The following is a 23647-nucleotide window of genomic DNA, read 5'->3' as shown; positions in this document are numbered from 1 at the left end:
AATAAATATTAGAGAGCTAAATGCAGCATTTGCATTGCTGATAACGACCACAACACATCATCATCCTTTGGTATTATTCGCTTATATCAATATTATTTTTAATATATTCAAATTATTGGTTGTATGGTTGTAAACAGTTGGTTACTCTTACTCTAGGCATTGCTACATCTAAAGCCAATAACTCATCGACTTAAGATATGGATGCCGTTTATTCCTCATAATAATAAGGTTGAGCAATATGAATGATATATCTTCAGGACAGGCAACTATTACCTTACCCTCCGATGCGGCACATAATATATATGAGTCGGCAATCTTATCTAGAGAAGACACAGAAAAAGACAGAAAAATTGCTCCAGACGTCGTCAAAAAACTTGCAGAACAATTGTTATTTAGGCTCGGTCTACCGGCGTCTTTAGGAGGATGGGAGGGTAACCCTGTAGAAACGTTGAAAGTTTATGAGACACTGGCCAGTGCTGAGGCATCAGTGGCGTGGATCGTTTGGAACAACCATTTGGCCTGTACATTTGGTAGATTTTTAGACGAGTCAAGTATGCATGAGATATATAATAATCCGTCTCATGTTTATGCCAATTCAGCACGTCCTGAAGGGGTTGCTAACACAGTTGATGGAGGCTACCTAGTCTCTGGTCAATGGACGTTGGTCTCTGGATCTGAGTTGGCAGACTGGTTTGTGCTACGTTGTCTCGTTATTTCTGAAGGCTCTCCAACTACACTAGGTCCAGGTGCCAATCTAAAGCTGTTTTTTATTCCGAAAAAAGACGTAGAGGTTATAGATACTTGGCATGTGGGCGGATTAAATGGTACAGGCAGTCATGATATTATCGTCAAAGATGCCTTTGTCAAATCAGAATATGCCGTTGATTTTGATAGTCCTGTCATAATAGACAGTGCCTATAGTCGTCTACCTATTGGCTGTATGAATGCCGCTGGCTGTGCGGCCATGTCGCTAGGCGTCTTAAAGGCAGCCATGGATGATTTGATCGATATGTGTCTTGAGAGGGTGACACCTGGTAAAAACCCAGATCTGCGCGACCGTACGACGGTGCAAGACACCATTGCAAAGAGTAAAACACTCTTGGCCTCTAGACGCATACAGCTTCATCAAAGTGTAGAGACACTGTGGGAAGCAGCGCTACAAAAACAAACCTTTACGGATATACAGCTTGCAGATGTCTGGGCGGCATCTTGTGAAGCGGCAAGAGAGTCCAGAGCCATGGTGTCTGAGATTTATGCTGTGGCTGGCACGGCCTCACTATACAAAAAACATAGAATAGAGCGAGCACATAGAGACATTCATGCGATCTTACAACATGGCATTATTCAGCCGCACTGGATGAGTCAAGCAGGCATGGCTTATGTTGGATTAACACCTCATGCAGCCATGTTCAGAATATAAAGGCAGTGATGCTTGATTAACAATGATCACTGGCAACTGAATGGCATCACAAATATTGACAGCACCACATTTGAATATCAAACACGCCCTAATGTTGTATTCACGCATAAAAAAGCAAGACATCTGATGTCTTGCTTTTTTTATCTCATCATAATCGTTATAACAAAATCGCTTTAATCAAAATGGAAGCCTGCACCTACCGCGCCGCCTACATTGCCTTGCGTATCGGCCGTACCGTTTACTTTGATGACCCAGCGACCGTCATTAGACAGTTTGGAGAAACCAACTGCAACGGCGCTTTCGCCATTATAGGTACTGACACCGCCACCGATCAATGACTTGCCTGATATATAGGCTTGAGGTAAGGCAGACATTGCCATCGCAGCTGAGATCCCTGCGTTTGCATCATCTTCTACTTCGTTGATCTTATAGCCCAAATCACTCATATTACTATTGAGTCTACTATCAAGCGCACTCAGCTGACTGTAGTTGACGGCATCGGTTGCCTCGATACCATCAGCGACACCAGTAATACGTTGACTGCCTGCATTTATTCCTTGAGCGGTCATACTTGGGCCGCCTTGCATACTGATACCATTACTATTGATGACTGTCGTGCCAGTCGTGACACTATCAACGTTGATGTTGCCGTTGAGATCAAACTTGATACTACTGCCCTCTGCTGTTGTGGTGATGTTATTACCACCTGTGAAGCTTAGAACACTATCATCTCCGACTGGCTTGTTAATATCAGCACCACTGTCAGCACCGAAGTTAAGACCCGCATCAATTTTATCCGTATTTGACTGAATGTTTGTCGTATTAGTCGTGATATTACTGGTGTTGGTCGCAATATTGGTCGTATTAGTGGCGATGTTGGTTGTGTTGGTCGCGATATTGCTGGTATTCGTTGAAATCGCGGTGGTATTGATTTTTACGGTTTCATTGATTTCGATAGTACCCTGCCGGATAGAAGCAATGGCACCGTCGATACTACCCTCACCTGTCCCACCGATATTGCTATTGGTGAAAGTACCATCAGCAGCATTGTAAACAGTGGCACCACCGATGATACTACTGATACCGCTGCCTTGTGCATGCAATTGGCTGCCGTTAATGGCGTCTTGACTGTCTACAGTAACCTCACCATTTTGGATATTAGTGACCTTGTTTCCAGCAGCATTGATGCCACTTTTGGTAATGCTTGGTCCTCCGACAATCGTGAGACCATCGCTATTAATAGTGGTATCACCAGTGGTCACGCTATTCAAACTGATGTCTGGATTGAGGTCAAAGCTGATATCATTGACACCAGCAGGTATGGCCGCTGCTTGTACGCGATCATTCGCATCGGTAGTCGCTACATTGTTGACTGATGTTCTAGAGACCTTGATGTTGCCATCTGTGCTGTTTAAGTCGAGAGCATCTCCTTGCTTCACCATAGTAGCAATATCACCTTGAGCAGTAATTCCCCAGCCTTGGTCTAATGCGATTGCCACTTCTTTTAATTGACCAACGTTGACCGCATCACTGTCAAGTGTACCTGCACCAATATTCGTAATTGTGTTGCCACCATTATCTAGACCACGGCTAGTCAATGAGACCTGTGATGCCTGTGAGAGCATTCTACCAAAGCCATTATCAACGAAGGTAAAGCCTGCATTACTCATGATGCTATTGCCTATTTGTATACTACCATCATCTCCCAGATCCAATTGGTTATTGAGTTTCACCTGAACACCAGTCGCCGAAGCAACCGTAGTAAGGTTTCTATCACCGGTCACATTGATCGTATCACCTAATGCAAATTGCTGATCATTGGCACTATTGCCGTCACCAATTCTGATACCTTTAGCAATCTCGTTATTGGTGGTTGTGAGCTGTGCAAAGTTGACAGCATCACTTGGGGCAATCCCTTCACCAACCTTGATAATTCTATTATTACCGTTATCTAGACCTTCATTGCTTAACGTAACGGTCTGTTTAGGGCCATCAGTAATGGTGATGCCTGCATTGTTGAGAACTGTGTTTTCCATTCTCACACTACCGTTTGTACCAAGCACCACATCTTCAGCCAATCTAACATTTAGATTGCCGTCTTCATCAGCGATCACACCGATATTATTTTCAGTTAACTCCGTCGCGCCTCCTTGTATCGTTAGCGTTTGACCTAATTTGCGATTGACGATAGCGGCCGTATCATCTCCTGTGAAATTCAGTCCCAAGTCAACGGTGCTATTGGTTGCATTTAACTGTCTAACATTGACGGCATCCGTATCTGCCTCACCATCATCAACATTGGTGATTTTGTTGCCACCATTATTGAGACCGTCGCTACTTAAACGAACTGGACTGTCAGTGAAGCTAACACTGGTAAAAGTGACATCATCCTTTGTCGCAATTTTAATACCATCATTCTCAGCGGTAAGAACGATGTTATCACCTGTGATGAAGTTGGCAGTGTTATCGGTTTGATTCAGTGTTTTGACTGCATTACCATCGATCTGAGCAACAATAGTCTGTATGGCGCTATCAGCTTTTACCAGACTGGCTTTGCTATCGGCACTTAAGTCAATGGCGTAGTCAGTCATATTGGTCGCCGTGTCTTTTTCACCTGCTGTGACGGTGACAGCATCAGAGCCTTTTGATACGGTCGTGCCATCAGCATTAACGGTATAGACATCTTGACCGTTACCACCCGTTGACTTCGCCACACCAGCAACGTTGGTACCGGCGGCGACCTCTGTTTTGGCAGCGGCAGAAGCTCGGTTTACATCACCTATGTTTGCTGCGTTGAAGTCATCCCCAACACCACTTGCCACGTTAGTGATCTGATTATTACCATTGTTGAGACCATTACTACTCAAACTGACCGTACTGCCACCAAGGAAGCTGACACCACCTGTATTCAATAAGGTATCGCCTGTGGTGACGCTAGTGAAGGCAACATTCTCTGCTGTCGCAATTTTAATACCATCATTCTCAGCGGTAAGAACGATGTTATCACCTGTGATAAAGTTGGCAGTGTTATCAGTTTGGTTCAGTGTTTTGACTGCATTACCATCGATCTGAGCAACAACAGTCTGCATGGCGCTATCAGCTTTTACCAGACTGGCTTTACTATCGGCACTTAAGTCAATGGCGTAGTCAGTCATATTGGTCGCCGTGTCTTTGTCACTTGCTGTGACGGTGACTGCGGTAGACCCTGCTGAAGCGGTAACGCCATCAGCATTAACGGTATAGATATCTTGACCGTTACCACCTGTTGACTTCGCTACACCAGCAACGTTGGTACCGGCGGAGACCTCTGTTTTGGCAGCGGCAGATGAACTATTAAGCTGTCTAACATTGACAGCGTCTTTAGCCTGTATGCCATCATCAACATTGACAATCTTTTTGTTGCCAGCATTAATACCATTAGACTTAGTAATGCTTGGGCCACCGATCATACTTAGACCATCGCTGGTCAACGTTGCATTAGATAGTGGGTTTGTACCCGTTACCGTCACACCAAGCCCACTAACTGTAGTAACACCACCCATGACTAGACCACCTGTGATCATGCCGAGGCTGTTAACTTGGGTGCCACCGAAGATATTACCTGTACTGACGCTACCACTATTGCCTAGATCAAGATCGTTATTGAGCTCAAATGATACATCATTACTGTTTGCTGTTTTGGAGACGATGATGTTGCTGTTTGTACTATTAAAATCAACCGATTCGCCAGGTTCTACAGTGCTTGCGGTGCCGCTGTTGCCTTGTGCACTGATATCCCAGCCTCTATTGGCTGTTACTTTAACGCTTTCTAGCTGTCTAACATTGACAGCATCCATAGGCGCATCACCATCATCTACATTGATGATTCTGTTGCCACCATTATCAAGACCATTACTACTCAAACTGACTGTACTGCCTCCAAGGAAGCTCACCCCACCAGTGTTCAATAAAGTACTTCCTGTAGTCACTTCAGTAAATTCAACTTCATCTAATGTAGACACTTTAATATCACCATTTTCGTCAGTTAAGATGATGTTCTTACCACTGAGGAAGTTGGCGGTATTTTCAGTTTTATTCAGCGTCTTAACTTCATCCCCATCTATTTGAGTGATTACGGTTTGCATAGCGCTGTCAGCTTTTACCAAGCTGGTTTTGCTATCGGCACTTAAGTCAACAGCATAATCGGTCGTGTTAGTCGCTAGGTCTTTGTCAGCTGCAGTGACGGTGACTGCGGTAGACCCTGCTGAAGCAGTAACGCCATCAGCATTAACGGTATAGACATCTTGACCGTTACCACCCGTTGACTTCGCCACACCAGCAACATTAGTACCGGCGGCAACTTCTGTTTTAGCAGCGGCAGAGGAACTATTGAGCTGACTGACATTGACAGCGTCTTTAGCTTGTATGCCATTATCAACATTTATAACTCTTCTGTTGCCAGCATTGATGCCCCCACTCTTGGTAACACTCGGTCCACCAACAATGTTCAGGCCATTGCTAGATAGGAGAGTGGTAGACAGAGGGCTTGACACAGCAACTCCTACACCCGTAACGGTAGTATTAAAGAGGGCGTTACCCGTTCTAATACCTAAGCCATTCACAGTGGTGTTAGATAATACATTACCCGTTGTGAGTCCAGAACGATCAAGTGTCGTTGTACTACCCAGTCCGAAAGGAGAACTCGAACCCATTTCCACGCTACCGTTATCACCTAGGTCTAGATTGTTATTGAGCTCAAATGATACATCATTGCTGCTTGCTGTTTTGGAGACGATGATGTTGCTGTTTGTACTATTAAAATCAACCGATTCGCCAGGTTCTACAGTGCTTGCGGTGGCACTGTTGCCTTGTGCACTGATATCCCAGCCTCTATTAGCAATGTCTGTGACAGCTTTTAACTGAGATACGTTCACTGCATCAGTATCTGCTGAACCGCCTGCAACGTTAATGATACGACGTTCGCTTCCAACATCTCCTACCGAGACGGTGCCATTATTGGCATCAGCAGCAACATTGGTTAAGAAAGATGCACCGCTTTGTACAGCTGCAATAGAGTTTTGACCTAAAGCGACACTGTTTAGAGCATTTGCTCTAGAACCTTTACCTAGTGCAACACCACCTAAAGCCTGAGCTCTTGCATCAAGACCAAGTGCAACGGTGTCTTTAGCAGTTGCTTTTGCTTCATAGCCTATAGCGACCGCACGACTTGCGGTTCCATTTGTGGCTCTTTGACCTATCGCAACTGAATTAACACCTGCTTTTGCATCTTGACCACCAGCAAAGCCATTGTATGAAGATCTTGCGCCTTCACCGATGGCGGTTGCATTTGAGTTCCCAAATGCGTTTTCTCCAACAACGGTTGAGTTACTACCGTTTGCATTGGTATTCGAGCCAACAGCAAGAGCGTTAGTGCCTGTTACTGACGTGGTGTATGGCTGTGAACTGCTGGAGCGGATAGGAAAATCAATACCGGCAACGATAGTGTCTAATGCTTTTAACTGAGATACGTTCACTGCGTCACTGTCTTGACTACCTGCTGCGACATTGACGATCTGACGGTTCCCACCATCCTCCCCTGTACCAACCGATACAGCACCGAAATCTACGCCACTCTGAGTATTCTTGATAGCTGTAATAGCGGCTGTATTGGCACCTGTTGGTATATACCCTACCTCGCCGCCTGCCACATTAGCTGCTGACCCTGCGCCTAGTGCCACTGAACCTTTGGCATTTGCAGAAGAACCCATACCAAAGGCAGAAGAGGCATCACCAGCTGAGCTTGAACGGACACCAACAGCGGTAGATAAATTACCCTCGGACCGTGCTTTGACCCCAATTGCTACAGATGCGGTGCCTCCTGACTCAGTATGTCCATATGGATTATTTGGATCTTCTATAAGGTCGCTATTAGTATACGCATTAGATAACTCGTTAATACCAGCAACCTCTGACGCAGTATCTAAATCATCACCACCGATCGCGATAGATGATCCTCCTGTTGATACCACATTGGCACCAATGGCAATAGATTGTTCACCCAGTGCTTTAGTATCCTGTCCACTGCCACTACTACCAATCGCAATAGCTTGTTCACCTATTGCTTTCGCATTTTTACCCATGGCGATAGCGTTTGGTCCAGTTGCGCCTAGGTTGTCCTCATTATCACCGCCAATAGAATTTGCACTATAATACTTGGTTTTATTAGTGGCAACCGTGGTCGCTAGGCTAGATAGTTGCCCTCCATTAATCGCTTCCTTACTACCAAGAGCAATCAAACCATCCGCAACGCCTGTAATCTGGTTGTTACCATTATTCAGGCCGTTATTACCTAGCACCACATTATTTAACGGATCACTTACTGTAATCTTCATACCAGAGTTATCGACCAAGGTATCGCCCGTTTTCAGACTGCCATCAGCCCCTAAGTCGACATTTTCATCAAGCTTTATCGTCAGTGACTTATCACGTCTATCAGCCATGACGCTAATATTTTTGGTACTAGAATCGCCCATTACTGTTTCACCACCTTGGACCGTTAATGTCTGGTGGTAGAATGGATTTGTATAGATTTTAGGCGCTGAATCATCTCCGGCAAAGTAGGTGCCCACTGCATTTGCCTGCATGCCAAAACCAGCCGCTATTAGCCCAATTCCTATTGCGCTCAGGCGTAACGTCTTGATAGCAGACAGATTAGAAGTTGTGTTGATAGTCGCGTTAGAGCTAACACTAGATTTGGAAGACTTGCCACGTCCCTTCGCATATTCACCAACGGCGGTAAAACAACTTAAGGCTTCATTCCAGATGACTTTATAGATGCGGTTCATGATGCGTACTCCCTTACAGACTTGTCAGATTTAAAAAATCAGAGATAAAATCCATCTTGCAAGAGAGTTGATATAGTAAAATAAAACAAATTATGAACTTATAATAATTTAGTCTTTTCAAAAATTTCTGGTATCGAAGTTTAAAAAATAGGACGTTTTGTTTTGTAAGTTATGTATCACTCTCTTTATATATTAGTATTACCGAATATATACAGAGAGACAATACCGTTCATCTGTATTTTAATACCGTTCATGCATATATATTCATAAAAACGAATATATTTATTTATATTTATGAATATATGTATTAAATTATGACCATTTTTAAAAAAAATCAGTATCTTACATAGGTCAGGTATACGTTTATATGCACCATCATTGCATCATAAACGCATGCCACTTATATAAAATATTTATCAGTAATGAGTCTTATTATTTAGTAGGTAATACAATCTCTACAACCAAGCCTTGAACGTCATCACGGCGATTATGTGCATTGATATATCCTTTGTGTGCCATCACTACGGCATGGACGATAGCCAGTCCAAGTCCATAACCGCCAGTATCACGGTGTCGAGCAGAGTCGAGCCGCACAAAGGGTTGAAAAATACGTTCTAAGTCTTTGTCTGCCACACCGCCACCTTCGTCTGTTATGGCAATTTGAACAGCAGTGGTCTTATTTTCCATTTGTATTGCTTTGATTTGGGCAATCACTGTCGAACCCGCTGCCGTGTGCATAAAAGCGTTGCGAATGACATTTTCAAGTGCGCTATACAGCTGTTCTGCGTTGCCTTGTACTGTCCAAAAACCCTCTGGATTACCTAGCGCTGAGGCTTCAGGCGGTTGCCATTGCCAATGCACGTCTTTATGTTGAAATTCAAAGCAGACATCCTCTCCGATACTACTGATAATGTCAGATATGTCGACTGCCTCACTCTCCAAATTATCAAAAGTATATTGCTGCATTTGCAGGGATTGAATGTGAATGATCTGCTCAATCAGCTCATTCATCCGTGTAGACTCTTTATCGATGCGATCTAGATAGCGATTAGCATTGGGCGCAAAATCTCGAGTCAGCTCAGTCGCTACATCCAGACGAGCAAGCGGCGAACGCAGCTCATGTGAGATATCACTGAGCATTTGCTTGCGTGCCAGCTCACTGTCAACCAGTCTCGTCGATAGATGGGCGACGTCTTTGGCAAGTAGCCCCAACTCATCATCGCCCATCTTAGACAGTTCTGGGTTGGCTTGGTAATTACCATCAATCATACGGTGTACTGTATTTTGTACACGGCCAATTCGCTGGGTTAGCGTACGACTGAGCCATATGCAGACCAATACACTAAAGATAACGATTAATAGCAAACGTATTGGAAAATTACCATGCTGTATCTCTACCACGTCTGAAAAACGCAAATGCGGACGCAACTGTATGATAATTGACTGACCATCAGGTAACTCAACAGACATATCGGCCAGTTCAGGACGAGTATCAATATCAGCTACTGCTGCGCTACTTGCCGTTCTTGGCTTTAGGAATTTTTGCCAAAAAGACGGCTCATTTTTCGGTATATCATTGTCGTGTTCACGCAATCTGTCTTCAGCATTACGACCTTCTACACCATAAGCATTATTATCTACTCTAGGCGGTCTAGACGGTATTTGCTGCAACGGTTGTATCGCACGATCCATTGTTTGCCGATCATTTTGAAGCTGCCCTTGCCGACCGTCTTTATCACGGTAACGCGGAAATATAATAGCCCCCTGCTCATCATAAACCCTGATTTGATTCATCAACTGTCGATCTTGACGATACATCTGCCTGACAGACTCTACATCACCAATCCGTAGCGCAGCGACCATCTCTTCACGCTTTATCAATAGACTCTCGATTTGGACGTCCATACGAGAGGTCAGCTCTTTTTCAGCCAGCCAGCGCTCTACTACGATGGACAGTACAGAAGTGATCAAAATTGTCAGTAATAGGCTCAAAAATAGACGCCAAAACAAGGTGATGCGTACCTTAAATTTAGGTGCCTTTTTGAGATTCTGTTCAGAAGCTTTCATCGATATATCCGTCATTACAGCACCAGTTGATAACCTTTGCCACGCACCGCTTTTATTGGCTCATCGTGAAAAGGTTGAAGTTTTTTGCGTAAGCGAGATACATGTACGTCGAGACTACGGTCGAAGGGCTGCAATTCGCGTTGCAAGACATTTTCTGACAGCCATGCTTTACTCACCACCTCCCCTTTTTGTTTGAGCAGAGCCACGAGTAGATCAAACTCTGTACCAGTGACTTGTAGCGCCACGCCATCTATCTCACAAATGCGCTGGTTCTGATCCAGATGCAAGCGACTCTCTGGTAGCGGCGTGTGTTCAGAGGCCGTCGTATTAGTCCGTTTAATCACTGCATTGATACGCGCCAGCAGCTCCCGAGGGTTACAAGGCTTGGTGATATAATCATCCGCACCCAACTCTAAACCGATAATCCGATCAATTTCCTCCCCTTTTGCGGTCAGCATAATGACAGGGATATCAATGATATGTGGTAATTGGCGCAGCACACTCAATCCATCTAGTTTCGGCATCATAATATCGAGCACGAGCAGATCATAGACCGTATCTTCATGTGCCACTGCCTTGAGTCGTTGTATGACTGCGGCGCCATCATGGACACAATCACACTGAATGCCATGATTGTGCAAATACTCTTGTAATAACTGGGTTAACTCTTCGTCATCATCGCCTATCAATATATTTGGCACACTTATCTCCTTTCATTTTCGATAGCTTTCATTGGTTTAATTCGTTTAGTTACCCATATTATCAGGCAAGCGCGTAGCAATTCGCTAAAAACGTTACCTTTCTTAATACTTCATAAATGTTCGTAACCTTTAACTGTCGTAATATAGCTCCTATCAACCCATTACCATCACATTCAATGTAGTTACACTCAATACAATCAAGGATATCGTTATGAAAAAATTATTATTAGCCTCAGTATTAGCAGCGTCTAGCGTATTTACTGTCACTGCATGTACCAGCGTCAACGCGACCACTGATACAACGCCTACGACAAAAATGCAAAAGCAGCATAAAGCTGGCATGAAAAAAGGTGAGATGAGAGGCCCACTATCTAAACTAGACCTCACAGCAGCTCAGCAAACACAAATCAAAGCCATCATGGAAGCGAAGCATAGCAATAACAAAGCGGATCGCACAAAGCATCAAGCAGAGCGTGCGCAAATGGATCAACAGATGCAAGCCTTGACCAATGCAAGCACATTGAATAGTGCTGCAGTAAACCGTTTGGCCGATCAGCAAGCCGCTAAGACCAAGCAGCGCTTTATTGAGCGTGTACAAACTCAACACGCCATTGCTCAAGTATTAACTGCTGAGCAACGCGCAAAACTTGCACAAATGAAAGAAGATAGAAAAGGTGACGACGAAGGCCGTCGTGGTCCAGACCATCGTGAGCAACGTGGTGATCGTGCACAGCAAGGTATGTAATAAACCACTCCGGAAAAGTGTTATTTTACCCAGCTGTATACGTATAAAATAAAAAAGCGCGCCGTTAATAGGTGCGCTTTTTTTAATGCAAAATTATCCTGCTTGAAAGCCAATAATGCTTTCTACTCACTCATTAACAACCTAATCAATTACTCAATCACACCGAAACGCTCTTTTGCCATCGGTAGCATATTGAACATCATCTTACCCATCGCCGTTCCATTACCATCTTGGTAGTATTGCAACAATTCAGGGCCGTATTGCCGTAAATCGATACTATTGCTGGCATTCGGTGATTGAACATTACTCGGCAGGTTCGGAAACGCCAATGCTGTGGTATTGATAGCAGAATACTGCTGCAAGACATCCACCGTCAGGCTTTTATCTGTATTAGGTTTACTGGTGTTATCCAGCTGGCGATGCATCTGCTGCCATTTCAGCTGACCGCGTTTATCGAAACCATATAATTCTTGGACATCTTTGTTTGCAATGGCGTTTGTGTCTATGGCTGCATCATCAACCATTTGCTCTTTTATCATTGCCAGTACTTTTTTTACCATTGCCTTACTGGTGAGATCTGGTGAACCTTGAATGGTCTCGAACGCTGCCATTGGCTCAGCTTCTTTTACCAGCTCTGGATATTGCTTACTAATACGACTGTAGAAAATCTGCATATAGCTTTGATAAGAGGCTTGATAGCTATCAAAGCTTTGCACTCGGCGAATTATCTGGTCAGCTGGTAACATCGCTGATAGCTGATGCGCTGGTAATTTGGGTGTCAATGATGCCAGCGTAGTAGGAGCCACATAATCGAACTGGCCAACAGGGGCTGCGTCGTAAGTCGCATCTAACGCGGCGAAGTGGCTTTTTATCAGCTCGCTACCAAATCCCTTGGGCAGCGTACCATCATCAATGGCTATTTTTAACCATTTATTTCGCCATGTTGTACCAAGCTTATCGTCTAGCAGCTCAGAATTAAGCAGCGCAAAGTTATCTGCCCATAAATAGACATCACCGTTTTTAAAATCTACATAGATCGGCTGATTGATACTGCTGTGATGATTGCGCGCTTGGTACTGTACACTGGCGAGCATAGTGGCCTTACCCGCCATCGGCTGGTAGATACCTTGAGCATTGATAGACAATGGCTTTAACAAATACGCATCGAGCAATTGTGCCTTTTTGGCATCTATCGGTTTAGGTTTGTCTTCATAATTGTCAAATAACGCCTGATAATCTGCTGCTACTTTCACATCGCTATCATATTGATGATCATCCCATGCATGATAGGCATCTACGCACTCAAAGTATGACTGTCTGATGGTGTCACGTTTGACATCGTAATCAGCGGCTAGAATATCTTTGTTCTGCTTTTCTGCTTGCAGGATCAACGCCGCATATGCTTGATCATGCGTCTCTTCGCAGTGCTCGTTTACATAGTCTGATGCGACCAGTGGCTTGGAAGACTTGCCCGTAATCTGCTGGTTGTTGCTAATTTCATTACTAATTTCAAGGTTACTATGATAGCTGAACGATTGGCGGCGCTGTTTTTGTAACGCGGCTGCTAAAGTCTTTTTTGCAGTGCTAGGTGATTGCTTAGCGGCCACCATGTTAGATTGGCCTAGATTAGTAGACTGGCAACCTGTTAACAACAATGCCCCTGATAGCAATACACTAGTTAGTAGTTGGTTGCTTTTAATCCCAGATGGCAGACGTAAGCCAATATTTCGATGTACTGTTTTCATTTTTTATCCTTAATAGACATAAGCGTAGATGTGACAAGAGGATGTGACTGAAAACTATTGCTCAGCCGCATCGGTGGCCTCGTCAACATCGCTCTCATCGACTGCCTCTGCGCTATGATTACGGTCATATTCGTCACTGCTATCATCACCTATTGAGCTGCCATCCTCATAGTCGTAACGCACATAACGTGCCGCTTGTAGTCTGTCTTTTTGCTGGCGCTGTTCTGCAATCCACGCATTGCCATCGATAGGAGACACAGCATTAGCACCAAACGACTCTGTCAGTAGGGGCGTCAAAGCATGGCGATTAAAACTGGCTTTGTCATAACGCACTTGATTGAGCATGGTCGTGGTAGACCCCATTAAGTCACCACCGATATTGACACGCTGCTGCTTGGCCAGCAGTCGATCTGAGCTGTCTAAATAGTAGTAATTAATCTGATTAAACGAGATAGGCCCGATCGCTTCGATAAGTTGTAACAGCGACCCCACATCTGCGCTTTGATAACCTCTATTGTATAGCTGTATCTTGGCAAGCGCGGCTTTTAGCACAGCACCATCAGGATATTGTTTTGGATTGGCATCGACATACTCTTGCAGTGACTGCGTCACATATTTAAGCGTCTTGCCGATCATCTCACCGCTTTGCTGACTGCCAAAATAAACTTTTACCGCGCGTGTCGCACCAACTTCTTTGGCAAACGCATCACCACGAATATCTACAGCGCTGAAATGTTCAGGCGCGAGCTCAGCCATGCTGCTTCGTATGGCATTGAGTACCGCATCGTACAGCACTGATGGTGGCAACTGCGCCGTTATGCTTTCAGGCAGCCCAAATCTCACGGTATGTGAGGCCATCTGCGTAGGCAATGGCGTGTGTTCAGGATTAGCGAGCGCGACGATTGGCATGATGGCCGATGGGTCGACGGTGACATTGCTGTTGTTAAAATCAAATGCCAACGGTATCTGTATCGATGAGCTAATCGTTGGGGTGACATAGTCGTAGCTATAGACGCTTTGTAGCTGACGCTGCTTTGGGCGATATTGACTGACGCTATTGAATGTCAAGTTCTGATATTGATAGGCATTGGTTGCCTCTATCTGTTCGGGGGTACGATGGAACATACTCAGGAGGTTACCAATCAAGCCAGTAGAGGAAGCTGACAGGTTGTCCGTAGTGCTCAGCTCTGTCTCAGCGCGCTGTTTTGCCAGTTGCATGGCTTCGTATTTTGCGGCCATTGTCTTAGGATTCATGCCTGAGAGCAGGCCACCACGGCCTTCTCTTTCATTGCCGTACTCATTGTAACCGTCGTGATCATAGCCGTCACGGTCATAGCCATATTCATCATAGCCATCAACATCGTAACCGTCTTCATCTAAAATAGTGTCATCGTTAGCGCCACTACTATAATCTCTATCCCTTGCCGGCTCATTTTCACCGGCTTCCGCCAATATCGCAGCGATTGCTCTTCTTTCTACATCGTCTGCGTTACTCTCATCATAATCACTGTTGTCATAGTTACTATTATTTCTCTCATCGTTGTCGTTAGACCCACTTTCATTGTAGTCGTCAATGTAAGCACTTTCAGGCTGATAGGCATAGGTTTCTATAATCGTTCTGAGTAAGCTACTCGCTCCTGCATCGATACTATCTGCGTCGATGAACGGCACTGCTTGATAATTCGCTTGAGTAACGGCCACATGCTCTGTGGCTAAATGCTGACGAATCGCTGTCAACAAATGCGACTTGGCTTGGTTTTCAGTACTGGGATATTTATCTTGATCAAACAGTTGCACGTAACGCTCGGCTTGGGCGTTTTGGCTGACCGTAAAAGCACGGCCCTGATGTTGACTCTGCCCAGACTCTGCGACACTAAAGTCAATGAGCGTACTAGATACACTCGCATTAGACGAGACAGCTGGGCTTGATTGACACCCTGCGAGTACAAGCGATGCACTGCCCACTAGCAAGGCGATAGAAGTCAATTTGCACGTTTGATAGACAGGACCATTATTATTGTGATGGATAGACGAATGATGATGCGCCACCTCAGAGTAGCGTTGTCGATTACGGTTATTCATATGGTCTGATGGCATAGTAGTCCCTTGGTATAAATAGACAGTCGATAACGAGTGTACATTAGTACCGTTATTTATATCACAAGAGCTTACACTTTAGTAATACTAGCGCAAATTTTTAAAGAAAAACTTCATTGATAAATAACCTAGCCTGCATGAAGGTATGATGATACTTAGGCATGGCCTCATTTTAAAAATATAGCCCGTATGACAAAGCCTTATAACAAACTGGACAATAAAAGATAATAAACAACTTTCTACTATTCTATATTTTCGTTACTATCTAGGGCGTGTCATTAATTAGATTGTGAGGCTTAAAATGAGAAAAATGGTAGATAAACGAGGAAGAAATTGCTGTTAATATGAACATATTGACAAAATTACTGACGATGTTTAGCAAAATTTAGCCATTTTAAGGCCACTAAATGCATTCATGTGCTAATTGATGACACGCCCTAGACTTACTTAACGGATAGCCTACTATTTCCACTCGCGTAAAAAGGACTTTGCGATGTCTCAGCCATTTTCTCATCACAATCATAGCGATCAGCAGCACACATCAAAAACGAACAATAAGCTGAAATCCAGTATCTTACTCATTACAAGTGCATTACTACTGTCTGTCTCTGCACAGGCATTAGAACCAACATCCTCAACAAATAACAATACGATTAATACCACTTCAATCAATCCCAGTACGATAAATTTGGCTATCATGGCTGATAATCCAACGGTACTGTCTGAAACCAAGCGCATCACACGGGCAAAAACCAGTACCCTCAATACCGCATCTAGCAAAGCCAATAGCGACCAAGCTATTTACTCTGAAGATGCCATTCATCACCCAGTCTGGGCAAAAAACGGCATGGTAGCGACCCAAGAAGCGCTTGCCTCTGACATTGGTTTACAGATTTTAAAGGATGGTGGTAATGCGGTAGACGCTGGGGTCGCGGTTGGTTTTGCGCTAGCAGTGACCTTACCGCGGGCTGGTAACATCGGCGGTGGCGGTTTTATGATGATTTATGATGCCAAGCAAGGCAAAACGGTGGCGCTTGATTACCGTGAAAAAGCACCGAGTAGCGCCTCACGCGATATGTACCTTGACAAAGAAGGCAATGCTGTCAGCGATTTATCTCGCTATCATGGCTTGGCAGTGGGTGTGCCAGGGACAGTAGCAGGACTATTAAAAGCGCTAGAAGATCACGGTACGATGAACCGCGGACAAGTCATGGCACCCGCGATAGCACTGGCTGAGAACGGCATAGAAGTCACGGCGGGCTTATCCGAATCACTCACCGCATTGAGCGATCGTTTGCAGAAATGGCCGAGCACCAAAAAAGTATTTTTTAAATCTGATGGCAGCGCCTATCAACCGGGTGAGCGTCTAAAACAGCCAGAGCTTGCCCGTTCGCTAAAGCTGATTGCGATACAAGGGGCTGATGGGTTTTATAAGGGTGAGACCGCTCAAAAACTGGTCAAAGCGGTTAATGAAGCAGGCGGTAGCATGAGCATGCAGGATTTGAGCGACTATGAAGCGATTGCTCGCGAACCTGTCAAAGGCGACTACCGTGGCTATGAGATTGTCTCTATGCCGCCGCCCTCCTCTGGTGGTATTCACATCATCCAGATTCTAAACATCTTAGAAGGCTATCCGCTCAAAGACTACGGACAAAACAGCGCACAGACCATCCATTTAATGGCGGAAGCGATGCAGTTAGCGTATGCAGATCGTGCAGAATATTTGGGCGATTCTGACTTTATCGATGTACCTGCTAGCGGTCTCACCTCACAAGCCTATGCGGACAAACTGCGTGCGCTGATTGATCCAAATAAAGCCACGCCAGCGGCTACTATTAAAGCAAACAATCCTCTGCCGTACGAGAGTGATCAGACCACGCATTTTTCTATCGTTGATAAAGAAGGCAATGCGATAGCCAATACTTATACGTTGAACTTCTCTTATGGTACTGGGCTGGTTGCAGAAGGCACAGGCATTCTGCTCAACAATGAAATGGATGACTTTTCTGCCAAACCTGGTGTACCAAATGGTTATGGATTATTAGGCGGTGAGGCCAATGCGGTGGAGGCCAATAAACGCCCGCTGTCGTCTATGAGTCCGACGCTTGTGTTCAAAGACAATAAGCCCTATATCGTCACAGGCAGCCCAGGTGGTAGCCGGATCATCACGACTGTCACCCAAATTATCTCCAACGTCATCGACCATGATATGAATATCGCTGAAGCAACACATGCCCCTCGTATTCATGATCAATGGCTACCTGATGAAATCAGAGTCGAAAAAGCACTTAATATTGATACGGTCAAAAAGCTCGAATCAATGGGTCATACCGTCAGTCCAAAATCAGCAATGGGCTCTACACAATCTATCATGCTGACACCAAATGGTGTTTATGGCTCGTCTGATCCTCGTATTGTCGATGCGGCAGTGGTTGGTTACTAAATAAACTGTTTTAATTATCAATAATTTAGCCCTCTACACTTCATTGTGTTGAGGGTTTTTTGATACTGTTTTTCACCTAATATAAACTGCTTACTGACTTAACTCACTCAGATTAAACCCTTTGAATCAGTGGCTGTCTGCGGCAAATAATGCTATTATTGACGACCCCATTTAAAACGTATCAAGATGGCTATCGAGGTATTGTTTGCCTCTATATTTTAATATAAATGCTTGATAAACATCATTTATATTATCGGTAGCTTGTTTTTTTGATCGTACCAGTAAGAGTCTTCTATGGCATTTGTACACCTTGGCATCCACAGCGAATATTCCATCACCGATTCTATCGTGCGTATTAAGCCGCTGGTAAAAGCTGCTGCGGCTGACAATCAGCGCGCGTTGGCATTGACCGATTTGTCCAATTTATATGCCACGGTGAAGTTTTATCGTGCCTGCTTGGGTGCTGGTATCAAGCCCATCATCGGTAGCGAAGTCATCGTAGATAATGAAGACACGCGCCTCACCTTACTTGCGATGAATAACGAAGGCTATCAAAACATTACCCGTATCGTATCGCTTGGGTTTACCGAAGGTCGTGCTGATCCGGTCAATCATGGTACACCTGTCATTAAGCGCAGTCATATCCTAGAGCATGCAGCAGGTGTCATTATACTGTTGACGGAAAAGTCAGATGTGGGTCAAGCATTGGTCGGCTCGATGCCAGAAAAAGCCGATGAGCTACTCACTGAGTGGCAAGCACACTTTGATGATCGTCTATATTTTGCCATCAAACGCACCAATCGCTCAGGCGAAGATGCCTTTATGAGAGCCGCTATTCAGTCAGGAGCCAAATACAGCATACCTATCATTGCCCATAATGACGTCCGTTTCTTAGCACAAGATGATTTTGATGCTCATGAAGCCCGTGTGTGTATAGCAGGCTCCTACGTGCTTGCAGACTCAAGCCGCCCACAAACCTACTCAGATGAGCAATATCTAAAGACACAGGCGCAAATGGAGCAACTGTTTGCTGATATTCCACAGGTCATCGATAATACCTTACGCTTAGCCACGCGCTGTAATGTGACCTTGACGCTGGGTATTAATGTATTGCCCGACTTTCCTGTCCCTGAGGGTGAGACGACCGAATCGTTCTTTCGTGCAGAGTCGCAGCGTGGTCTTGAACAGCGCCTAGACAAACTATTCCCAGTGGAAGCACGTACTGACCACTGGGGTGATTTTCGTCAAAGATACGATGAACGTCTAGAATATGAGCTGGGCATCATCCTGTCCATGGGTTTCCCTGGTTACTTCCTCATCGTTATGGACTTTATCCGCTGGGCAAAAGACAATGGCGTGCCCGTTGGCCCAGGTCGTGGTTCTGGTGCTGGCTCGCTAGTTGCCTACGCGCTAAACATTACCGACCTTGATCCAATTCATTACGATCTACTGTTCGAGCGCTTCTTGAACCCTGAACGTGTATCAATGCCCGATTTCGATATTGACTTTTGTATCGAGGGTCGTGATCGCGTCATTGATTATGTGGCGCAAACTTATGGTCGTGATGCGGTCTCGCAGATTATTACCTTTGGTACGATGGCCGCAAAAGCGGTCGTGCGCGATGTCGCGCGCGTACAAAGTAAATCGTACTTTTTAGCCAATAAAATATCCAAACTGATTCCCAAAACACCCGGTATCACACTGAGTCAAGCGCTTGAGCAAGAGCCGCAGCTAAAAGACTTAATCTCCAATCCTGACAATATGGATTATGAAGATGCCATTGAAGTTTGGGAGATGGCCATTAAGCTTGAAGGCGTCTGCCGAAATGTCGGTAAACATGCGGGCGGTGTGCTGATTGCCCCGCATAAAATCACTGACTTTAGCGCCATCTACTGTGATGACGAAGGTCACCGTGTCAGCCAGTTTGATAAAGACGACGTCGAGGCTGTTGGACTGGTAAAGTTTGACTTTTTGGGTCTACGTAACTTAACCGTCATTAACGCAGCGGTTGAAAACATCAATTTGCGCCGTGCGAAAGAAAACGTACCAGCATTGGTCTTAGAAGATTTGCCGCTCGATGACAGTAAAGCCTATAAGCTACTGCAAGATGCTAAGACCACGGCCGTCTTTCAGCTAGAAAGTATGGGCATGAAAAAATATCTGGCTAAGTTACAGCCGACCAACATCGAAGACGTCATCGCTATGTGTGCGCTGTATCGCCCAGGTCCGCTCGATGCAGGCATGGTAGAGATGTATATCGACCGTAAGCATGGTCGCGAGGAAGTCATCTACGATCATCCCAATCTTGAACCAATTTTAGAAAACACCAACGGCGTTATTGTCTATCAAGAACAGGTGATGCAAATTTCACAGGTGATGGCAGGCTATAGCTTAGGCGGGGCTGACATGCTACGCCGTGCGATGGGTAAGAAAAAACCTGAAGAGATGGCCAAACAGCGCGATATCTTTGTCACTGGTGCGACCTCACAAGGTATCGATGAAGTCACTTCAGGCGGCGTTTTTGATTTGATGGAAAAGTTCGCCGGTTACGGTTTTAACCGCTCGCATTCTGCGGCATACGGCGTACTGGCCTATCAAACCGCCTATCTAAAACAGTACTACCCTGCCGAGTTTATGGCAGCAGTATTGACCTCAGATATGAACAACACGGACAACGTTGTATTCTTTATCAATGACTGCCGCGAGAACTTTGAATTGACCGTGGTGAATCCGTCTGTAAATCGCAGTGAATGGCATTTCGTCGCCGATACCCCGACCAATATTATTTATGGTTTGGGTGCAATTAAAGGCGTGGGTGAAGGTGCGGTAGAATCTATCGTGGATGCACGTCGCCGCGAAGGGCCGTTTAAAGACTTATATGACTTTTGTCGCCGTGTTGATATCAAAAAGGTCAATAAGCGTACCCTTGAAGCCTTGGTCAGTGCCGGTTGTTTTGATGACTTTGCCGCGACTCTGCGCCCTGACTTGCCAAGCGACGAAGCATATGAGATTCGCGGTGCGCTAATGAGTCAATTGCCAAGCGCCGTACAAGCCGCTGAGCAAGACCGTCAAAACCGTGAAATAGGTATGATGGATTTGTTTGGTGAAATGGATGGTGTTGTGGCGGCGCCGCCACTTGTGATGACACCAGAGCTGATCTGGGGTGACAAACATCGTCTAAAAGCTGAAAAGAATACCCTAGGACTGTACTTAACTGGACATCCTATCAATGAGTATTTAGATGAGCTCAAACGCTATACCTCTGGTGCACGCCTCGATAAATTAACAGATACGGGCTATAACGGCAGCTGCTACTTCTCAGGACTCATTATAGACATCGCTAACTTTGGCAATCGCAACGTGATTACGTTAGATGATGGCACATCGAGGCTAGAGGTTAGCTGCTATGCTGAGCGTTTCAATCGAGTCAAAGAGCAGTTGAAAATAGATGAAGTCGTCATCATCAAAGGCAGCATCCGTGAGCGTGATGGACGCCTATTTGCACGTCTAGATAGTGCCATGAGCATGGTCGATGCACGCTTGCGTTGGCTCAAAAAAATCAGTATCAAGGTTCACGGTAGTGATGTTAATTTGCTCACACGTCTACAACCATTGCTTAAGTCAGCACAGGCAGATATCATTCCTGAGCCGCGTCTGGCTTATAACCAAGATCAAGACGAGCAAGGTAATGGTAGCAACAGTGGTAATGGCGCTTACGACCCTGCGATGGGTGGTAGTTTATATGATGAAAACGGCAATGATTTACTGGCATTAGATAATGGCAGCGCTAATAATCAAGATTATGCCAACAATGCCTTGAGCAATACTGATACTTCTATCAATGATAACTGTTTACCGCTTGGCCTTAGCGTCTATGAAATGTACGGCATCGCAAATGTGGGACTGTCTGAGCACTGGCGCGTTTATCCAAACGATGATAATTTACAACAGCTAAAAATGCTAGTAAGTGAAGATAACTTACATTTCCATTACAGCTAAGACGTACATTACTTTTAAAAAATTCATTATAGTAATATCAGGGTCTGTTGAATATTCAAATGTGGTGCTGGTAGTCACTATTTTTTAGGCAATATGCAGTGAAATTTTTGACACCTAGTCATTCTAGGTTAAACAATTTCGCCATGTATTGGCAAAAAATAGTACTGCCCTGAAAGGCTGATGCTAAAATCACCCCAAACGTTGTTGAAAACCTAGCTAAGGTCTCAACATTATCATCAGTTTTCGCCTAGTCTGGTGCAATTTTAGTAATCAGCAGCCCTAATATTTGAATGCTCAACAGACCCTACTGCTTTAACTTTTAACAATTGGATAAAAACCATGGATGATATGCCAAATAATAATACTCAGACCAGTGAAGAGATTGTCAATCACGAACAATTCGAAGACATGCGTGATTTGCTAGAAGAAGACTTTGTCGATCTGATACAAGTGTATTTCAAAGACAGTCAACAGCGAATAGCAACACTCCGAGTCGCTCAGCAAGCGGATGATAATGCCAATGGGTTTGAGACAGCCCATGCACTAAAAGGGGCAAGCGCCAATTTGGGCACCACTCAGCTAGTTCGTCTTAGCAGTCAGCTGCAAGAGCACTGCCGTGGGCGCCGCATCAGCGAACAAGCAGATCTGGTTGAAGAAATCGCCGTCGCATTACAACGTGCTGAACAAGAAATCAATCTAAGACTGGGACAATAATGAGTAACGATTCTTCATTAGCAGTAGCACCATCTGCCCGCACGGTGAGCGACTACTTTGATTGCCTGCAAGTAGTCATGGTCAATACAACTTTGCCTGCCAATATCGGCTCAGCGGCACGCGCGATGCATACCATGGGTTTGTCTCGTTTGACTGTGGTCGATCCTAAATTACCAATTGATGAGACCAGTGTGTCTCATGCAGCGGGTGGTAATGATCTGTTGTCATCTGCACTGATAGCACCGACTCTAGAATCTGCTATCTCAGACTGTCAGTTGGTGTTTGCCGCTAGCAGTCGTAGCCGTCACTTACCTCGCCCTGTGGTGACACCTACGCAAGCCGCTAAGATCATGTTTGACTTTATCGACACACAGTCAGCTTTAGGTGCAAATGATAGTAGTCGAGATATAGCTATTTCTAGCAAACCAAATATCGCTATTTTATTTGGACGTGAAGATCGTGGATTGACCAATGAAGAATTGGCTTATGCAGATTATCATATTCAAATCGATGCCAACCCTGCTTACCCTGTGTTAAATGTCGCATCAGCCGTGCAGGTAATCGCCAGCTTTATCTTTGCTTACGCCCAAACGCATACTCAGACAGCAGATAATTTAGATACTGATTTGAGCGCTCCTGTTCAGCCAACGCTTGATGTACATCTACGTCAGCAATGGGATGAGCCTGCTATTACCCAGCAGCAGCTACAACAGCTTACTCAGCGTACCACTGACCTGATGGTGAACCGTGGTCTTGCAAATAGTGAGCACCTAAAATCGTTGCCATCACGATTGTCTAGACTTGGATCACGTTTGCAGCTTGATCAAAAAGAATATCAGCTACTCAGTGCTTTGATTGCCAAACTCTCAAAGGACTAAGACACGTTTAAGCC

The 23647-nt window shown here is 44.9% G+C and carries 11 protein-coding genes; 6 read left to right on the top strand and 5 right to left on the bottom strand.

Annotated elements, in window-relative coordinates; all coding sequences use genetic code 11:
- Nucleotides 1-238 precede the first annotated feature (238 nt).
- Entirely contained in the window at nt 239-1420 is a 1182-nt protein-coding gene (locus I6E86_RS05360; RefSeq protein WP_197175883.1) for an acyl-CoA dehydrogenase family protein, read from the top strand.
- 173 nt (nt 1421-1593) lie between these two features.
- On the opposite strand, the gene I6E86_RS05355 is transcribed toward I6E86_RS05360, so the two are convergent.
- The 3 genes from I6E86_RS05355 to I6E86_RS05345 form a co-directional block, all read right to left on the bottom strand.
- Nucleotides 1594-8244 carry an ESPR-type extended signal peptide-containing protein gene (locus I6E86_RS05355; RefSeq protein WP_197175881.1) on the bottom strand — a complete coding sequence of 2217 codons (6651 nt, stop codon included), beginning with the start codon at nt 8242-8244 and terminating at the stop codon, nt 1594-1596.
- Nucleotides 8245-8676: 432 nt separating this feature from the next.
- Nucleotides 8677-10311 carry a sensor histidine kinase gene (locus tag I6E86_RS05350; protein WP_197175875.1) on the bottom strand — a complete coding sequence of 545 codons (1635 nt, stop codon included), beginning with the start codon at nt 10309-10311 and terminating at the stop codon, nt 8677-8679.
- 14 nt (nt 10312-10325) lie between these two features.
- On the bottom strand, nt 10326-11012 hold the full coding sequence (locus I6E86_RS05345) for a response regulator transcription factor (protein WP_197175874.1): 687 nt from the start codon (nt 11010-11012) through the stop codon (nt 10326-10328).
- 211 nt (nt 11013-11223) lie between these two features.
- Here I6E86_RS05345 and I6E86_RS05340 point away from each other — a divergent pair, with 211 nt between their 5' ends.
- The gene (locus tag I6E86_RS05340) at nt 11224-11757 is read left to right on the top strand and encodes a Spy/CpxP family protein refolding chaperone (RefSeq protein WP_197175873.1); all 534 of its coding nucleotides are present in this window, start codon (nt 11224-11226) and stop codon (nt 11755-11757) included.
- Nucleotides 11758-11906: 149 nt separating this feature from the next.
- Here I6E86_RS05340 and I6E86_RS05335 read toward each other — a convergent pair whose 3' ends face one another.
- Both I6E86_RS05335 and I6E86_RS05330 read right to left on the bottom strand, forming a co-directional pair.
- Nucleotides 11907-13502, bottom strand: a complete 1596-nt coding sequence (locus tag I6E86_RS05335; RefSeq protein ID WP_197175872.1) for a hypothetical protein — start codon at nt 13500-13502, stop codon at nt 11907-11909.
- 54 nt (nt 13503-13556) lie between these two features.
- Nucleotides 13557-15599: a hypothetical protein gene (locus tag I6E86_RS05330; protein WP_197175871.1), complete on the bottom strand. Its 2043-nt coding sequence runs from the start codon at nt 15597-15599 to the stop codon at nt 13557-13559.
- A 493-nt stretch (nt 15600-16092) separates the two neighbouring features.
- Here I6E86_RS05330 and ggt point away from each other — a divergent pair, with 493 nt between their 5' ends.
- The 4 genes from ggt to I6E86_RS05310 all read left to right on the top strand — a co-directional run bounded on the left by ggt (nt 16093) and on the right by I6E86_RS05310 (nt 23633).
- Nucleotides 16093-18042, top strand: coding sequence for a gamma-glutamyltransferase (ggt, locus tag I6E86_RS05325; RefSeq protein WP_197175870.1), 1950 nt, complete (start codon nt 16093-16095; stop codon nt 18040-18042).
- 294 nt (nt 18043-18336) lie between these two features.
- A complete protein-coding gene (gene dnaE, locus I6E86_RS05320; protein WP_197175869.1) occupies nt 18337-22041 on the top strand; it encodes a DNA polymerase III subunit alpha in 3705 nt (1234 codons plus the stop codon).
- A gap of 339 nt (nt 22042-22380) precedes the next feature.
- Entirely contained in the window at nt 22381-22755 is a 375-nt protein-coding gene (locus I6E86_RS05315; RefSeq protein ID WP_197175868.1) for an Hpt domain-containing protein, read from the top strand.
- Nucleotides 22755-23633, top strand: a complete 879-nt coding sequence (locus I6E86_RS05310) for an RNA methyltransferase (RefSeq protein ID WP_197175867.1) — start codon at nt 22755-22757, stop codon at nt 23631-23633. Before I6E86_RS05315 ends, I6E86_RS05310 begins: the two co-directional genes overlap by 1 nt.
- Nucleotides 23634-23647 lie beyond the last annotated feature (14 nt).

The organism is Psychrobacter sp. SWN149 (assembly GCF_015864565.1).
Classification (GTDB): Bacteria; Pseudomonadota; Gammaproteobacteria; order Pseudomonadales; family Moraxellaceae; genus Psychrobacter.
This window is presented reverse-complemented; position numbering and strand designations above follow the sequence as displayed.

Excerpts from the sequence above, each read along its gene's own strand:
- I6E86_RS05360 (WP_197175883.1), top strand. The coding sequence starts at position 239 with ATGAATGATATATCTTCAGGACAGGCAACTATTACCTTACCCTCCGAT.
- I6E86_RS05355 (WP_197175881.1), bottom strand. The coding sequence starts at position 8,244 with ATGAACCGCATCTATAAAGTCATCTGGAATGAAGCCTTAAGTTGTTTT.
- I6E86_RS05350 (WP_197175875.1), bottom strand. The coding sequence starts at position 10,311 with ATGAAAGCTTCTGAACAGAATCTCAAAAAGGCACCTAAATTTAAGGTA.
- I6E86_RS05340 (WP_197175873.1), top strand. The coding sequence starts at position 11,224 with ATGAAAAAATTATTATTAGCCTCAGTATTAGCAGCGTCTAGCGTATTT.
- I6E86_RS05335 (WP_197175872.1), bottom strand. The coding sequence starts at position 13,502 with ATGAAAACAGTACATCGAAATATTGGCTTACGTCTGCCATCTGGGATT.
- I6E86_RS05330 (WP_197175871.1), bottom strand. The coding sequence starts at position 15,599 with ATGCCATCAGACCATATGAATAACCGTAATCGACAACGCTACTCTGAG.
- ggt (WP_197175870.1), top strand. The coding sequence starts at position 16,093 with ATGTCTCAGCCATTTTCTCATCACAATCATAGCGATCAGCAGCACACA.
- dnaE (WP_197175869.1), top strand. The coding sequence starts at position 18,337 with ATGGCATTTGTACACCTTGGCATCCACAGCGAATATTCCATCACCGAT.
- I6E86_RS05315 (WP_197175868.1), top strand. The coding sequence starts at position 22,381 with ATGGATGATATGCCAAATAATAATACTCAGACCAGTGAAGAGATTGTC.
- I6E86_RS05310 (WP_197175867.1), top strand. The coding sequence starts at position 22,755 with ATGAGTAACGATTCTTCATTAGCAGTAGCACCATCTGCCCGCACGGTG.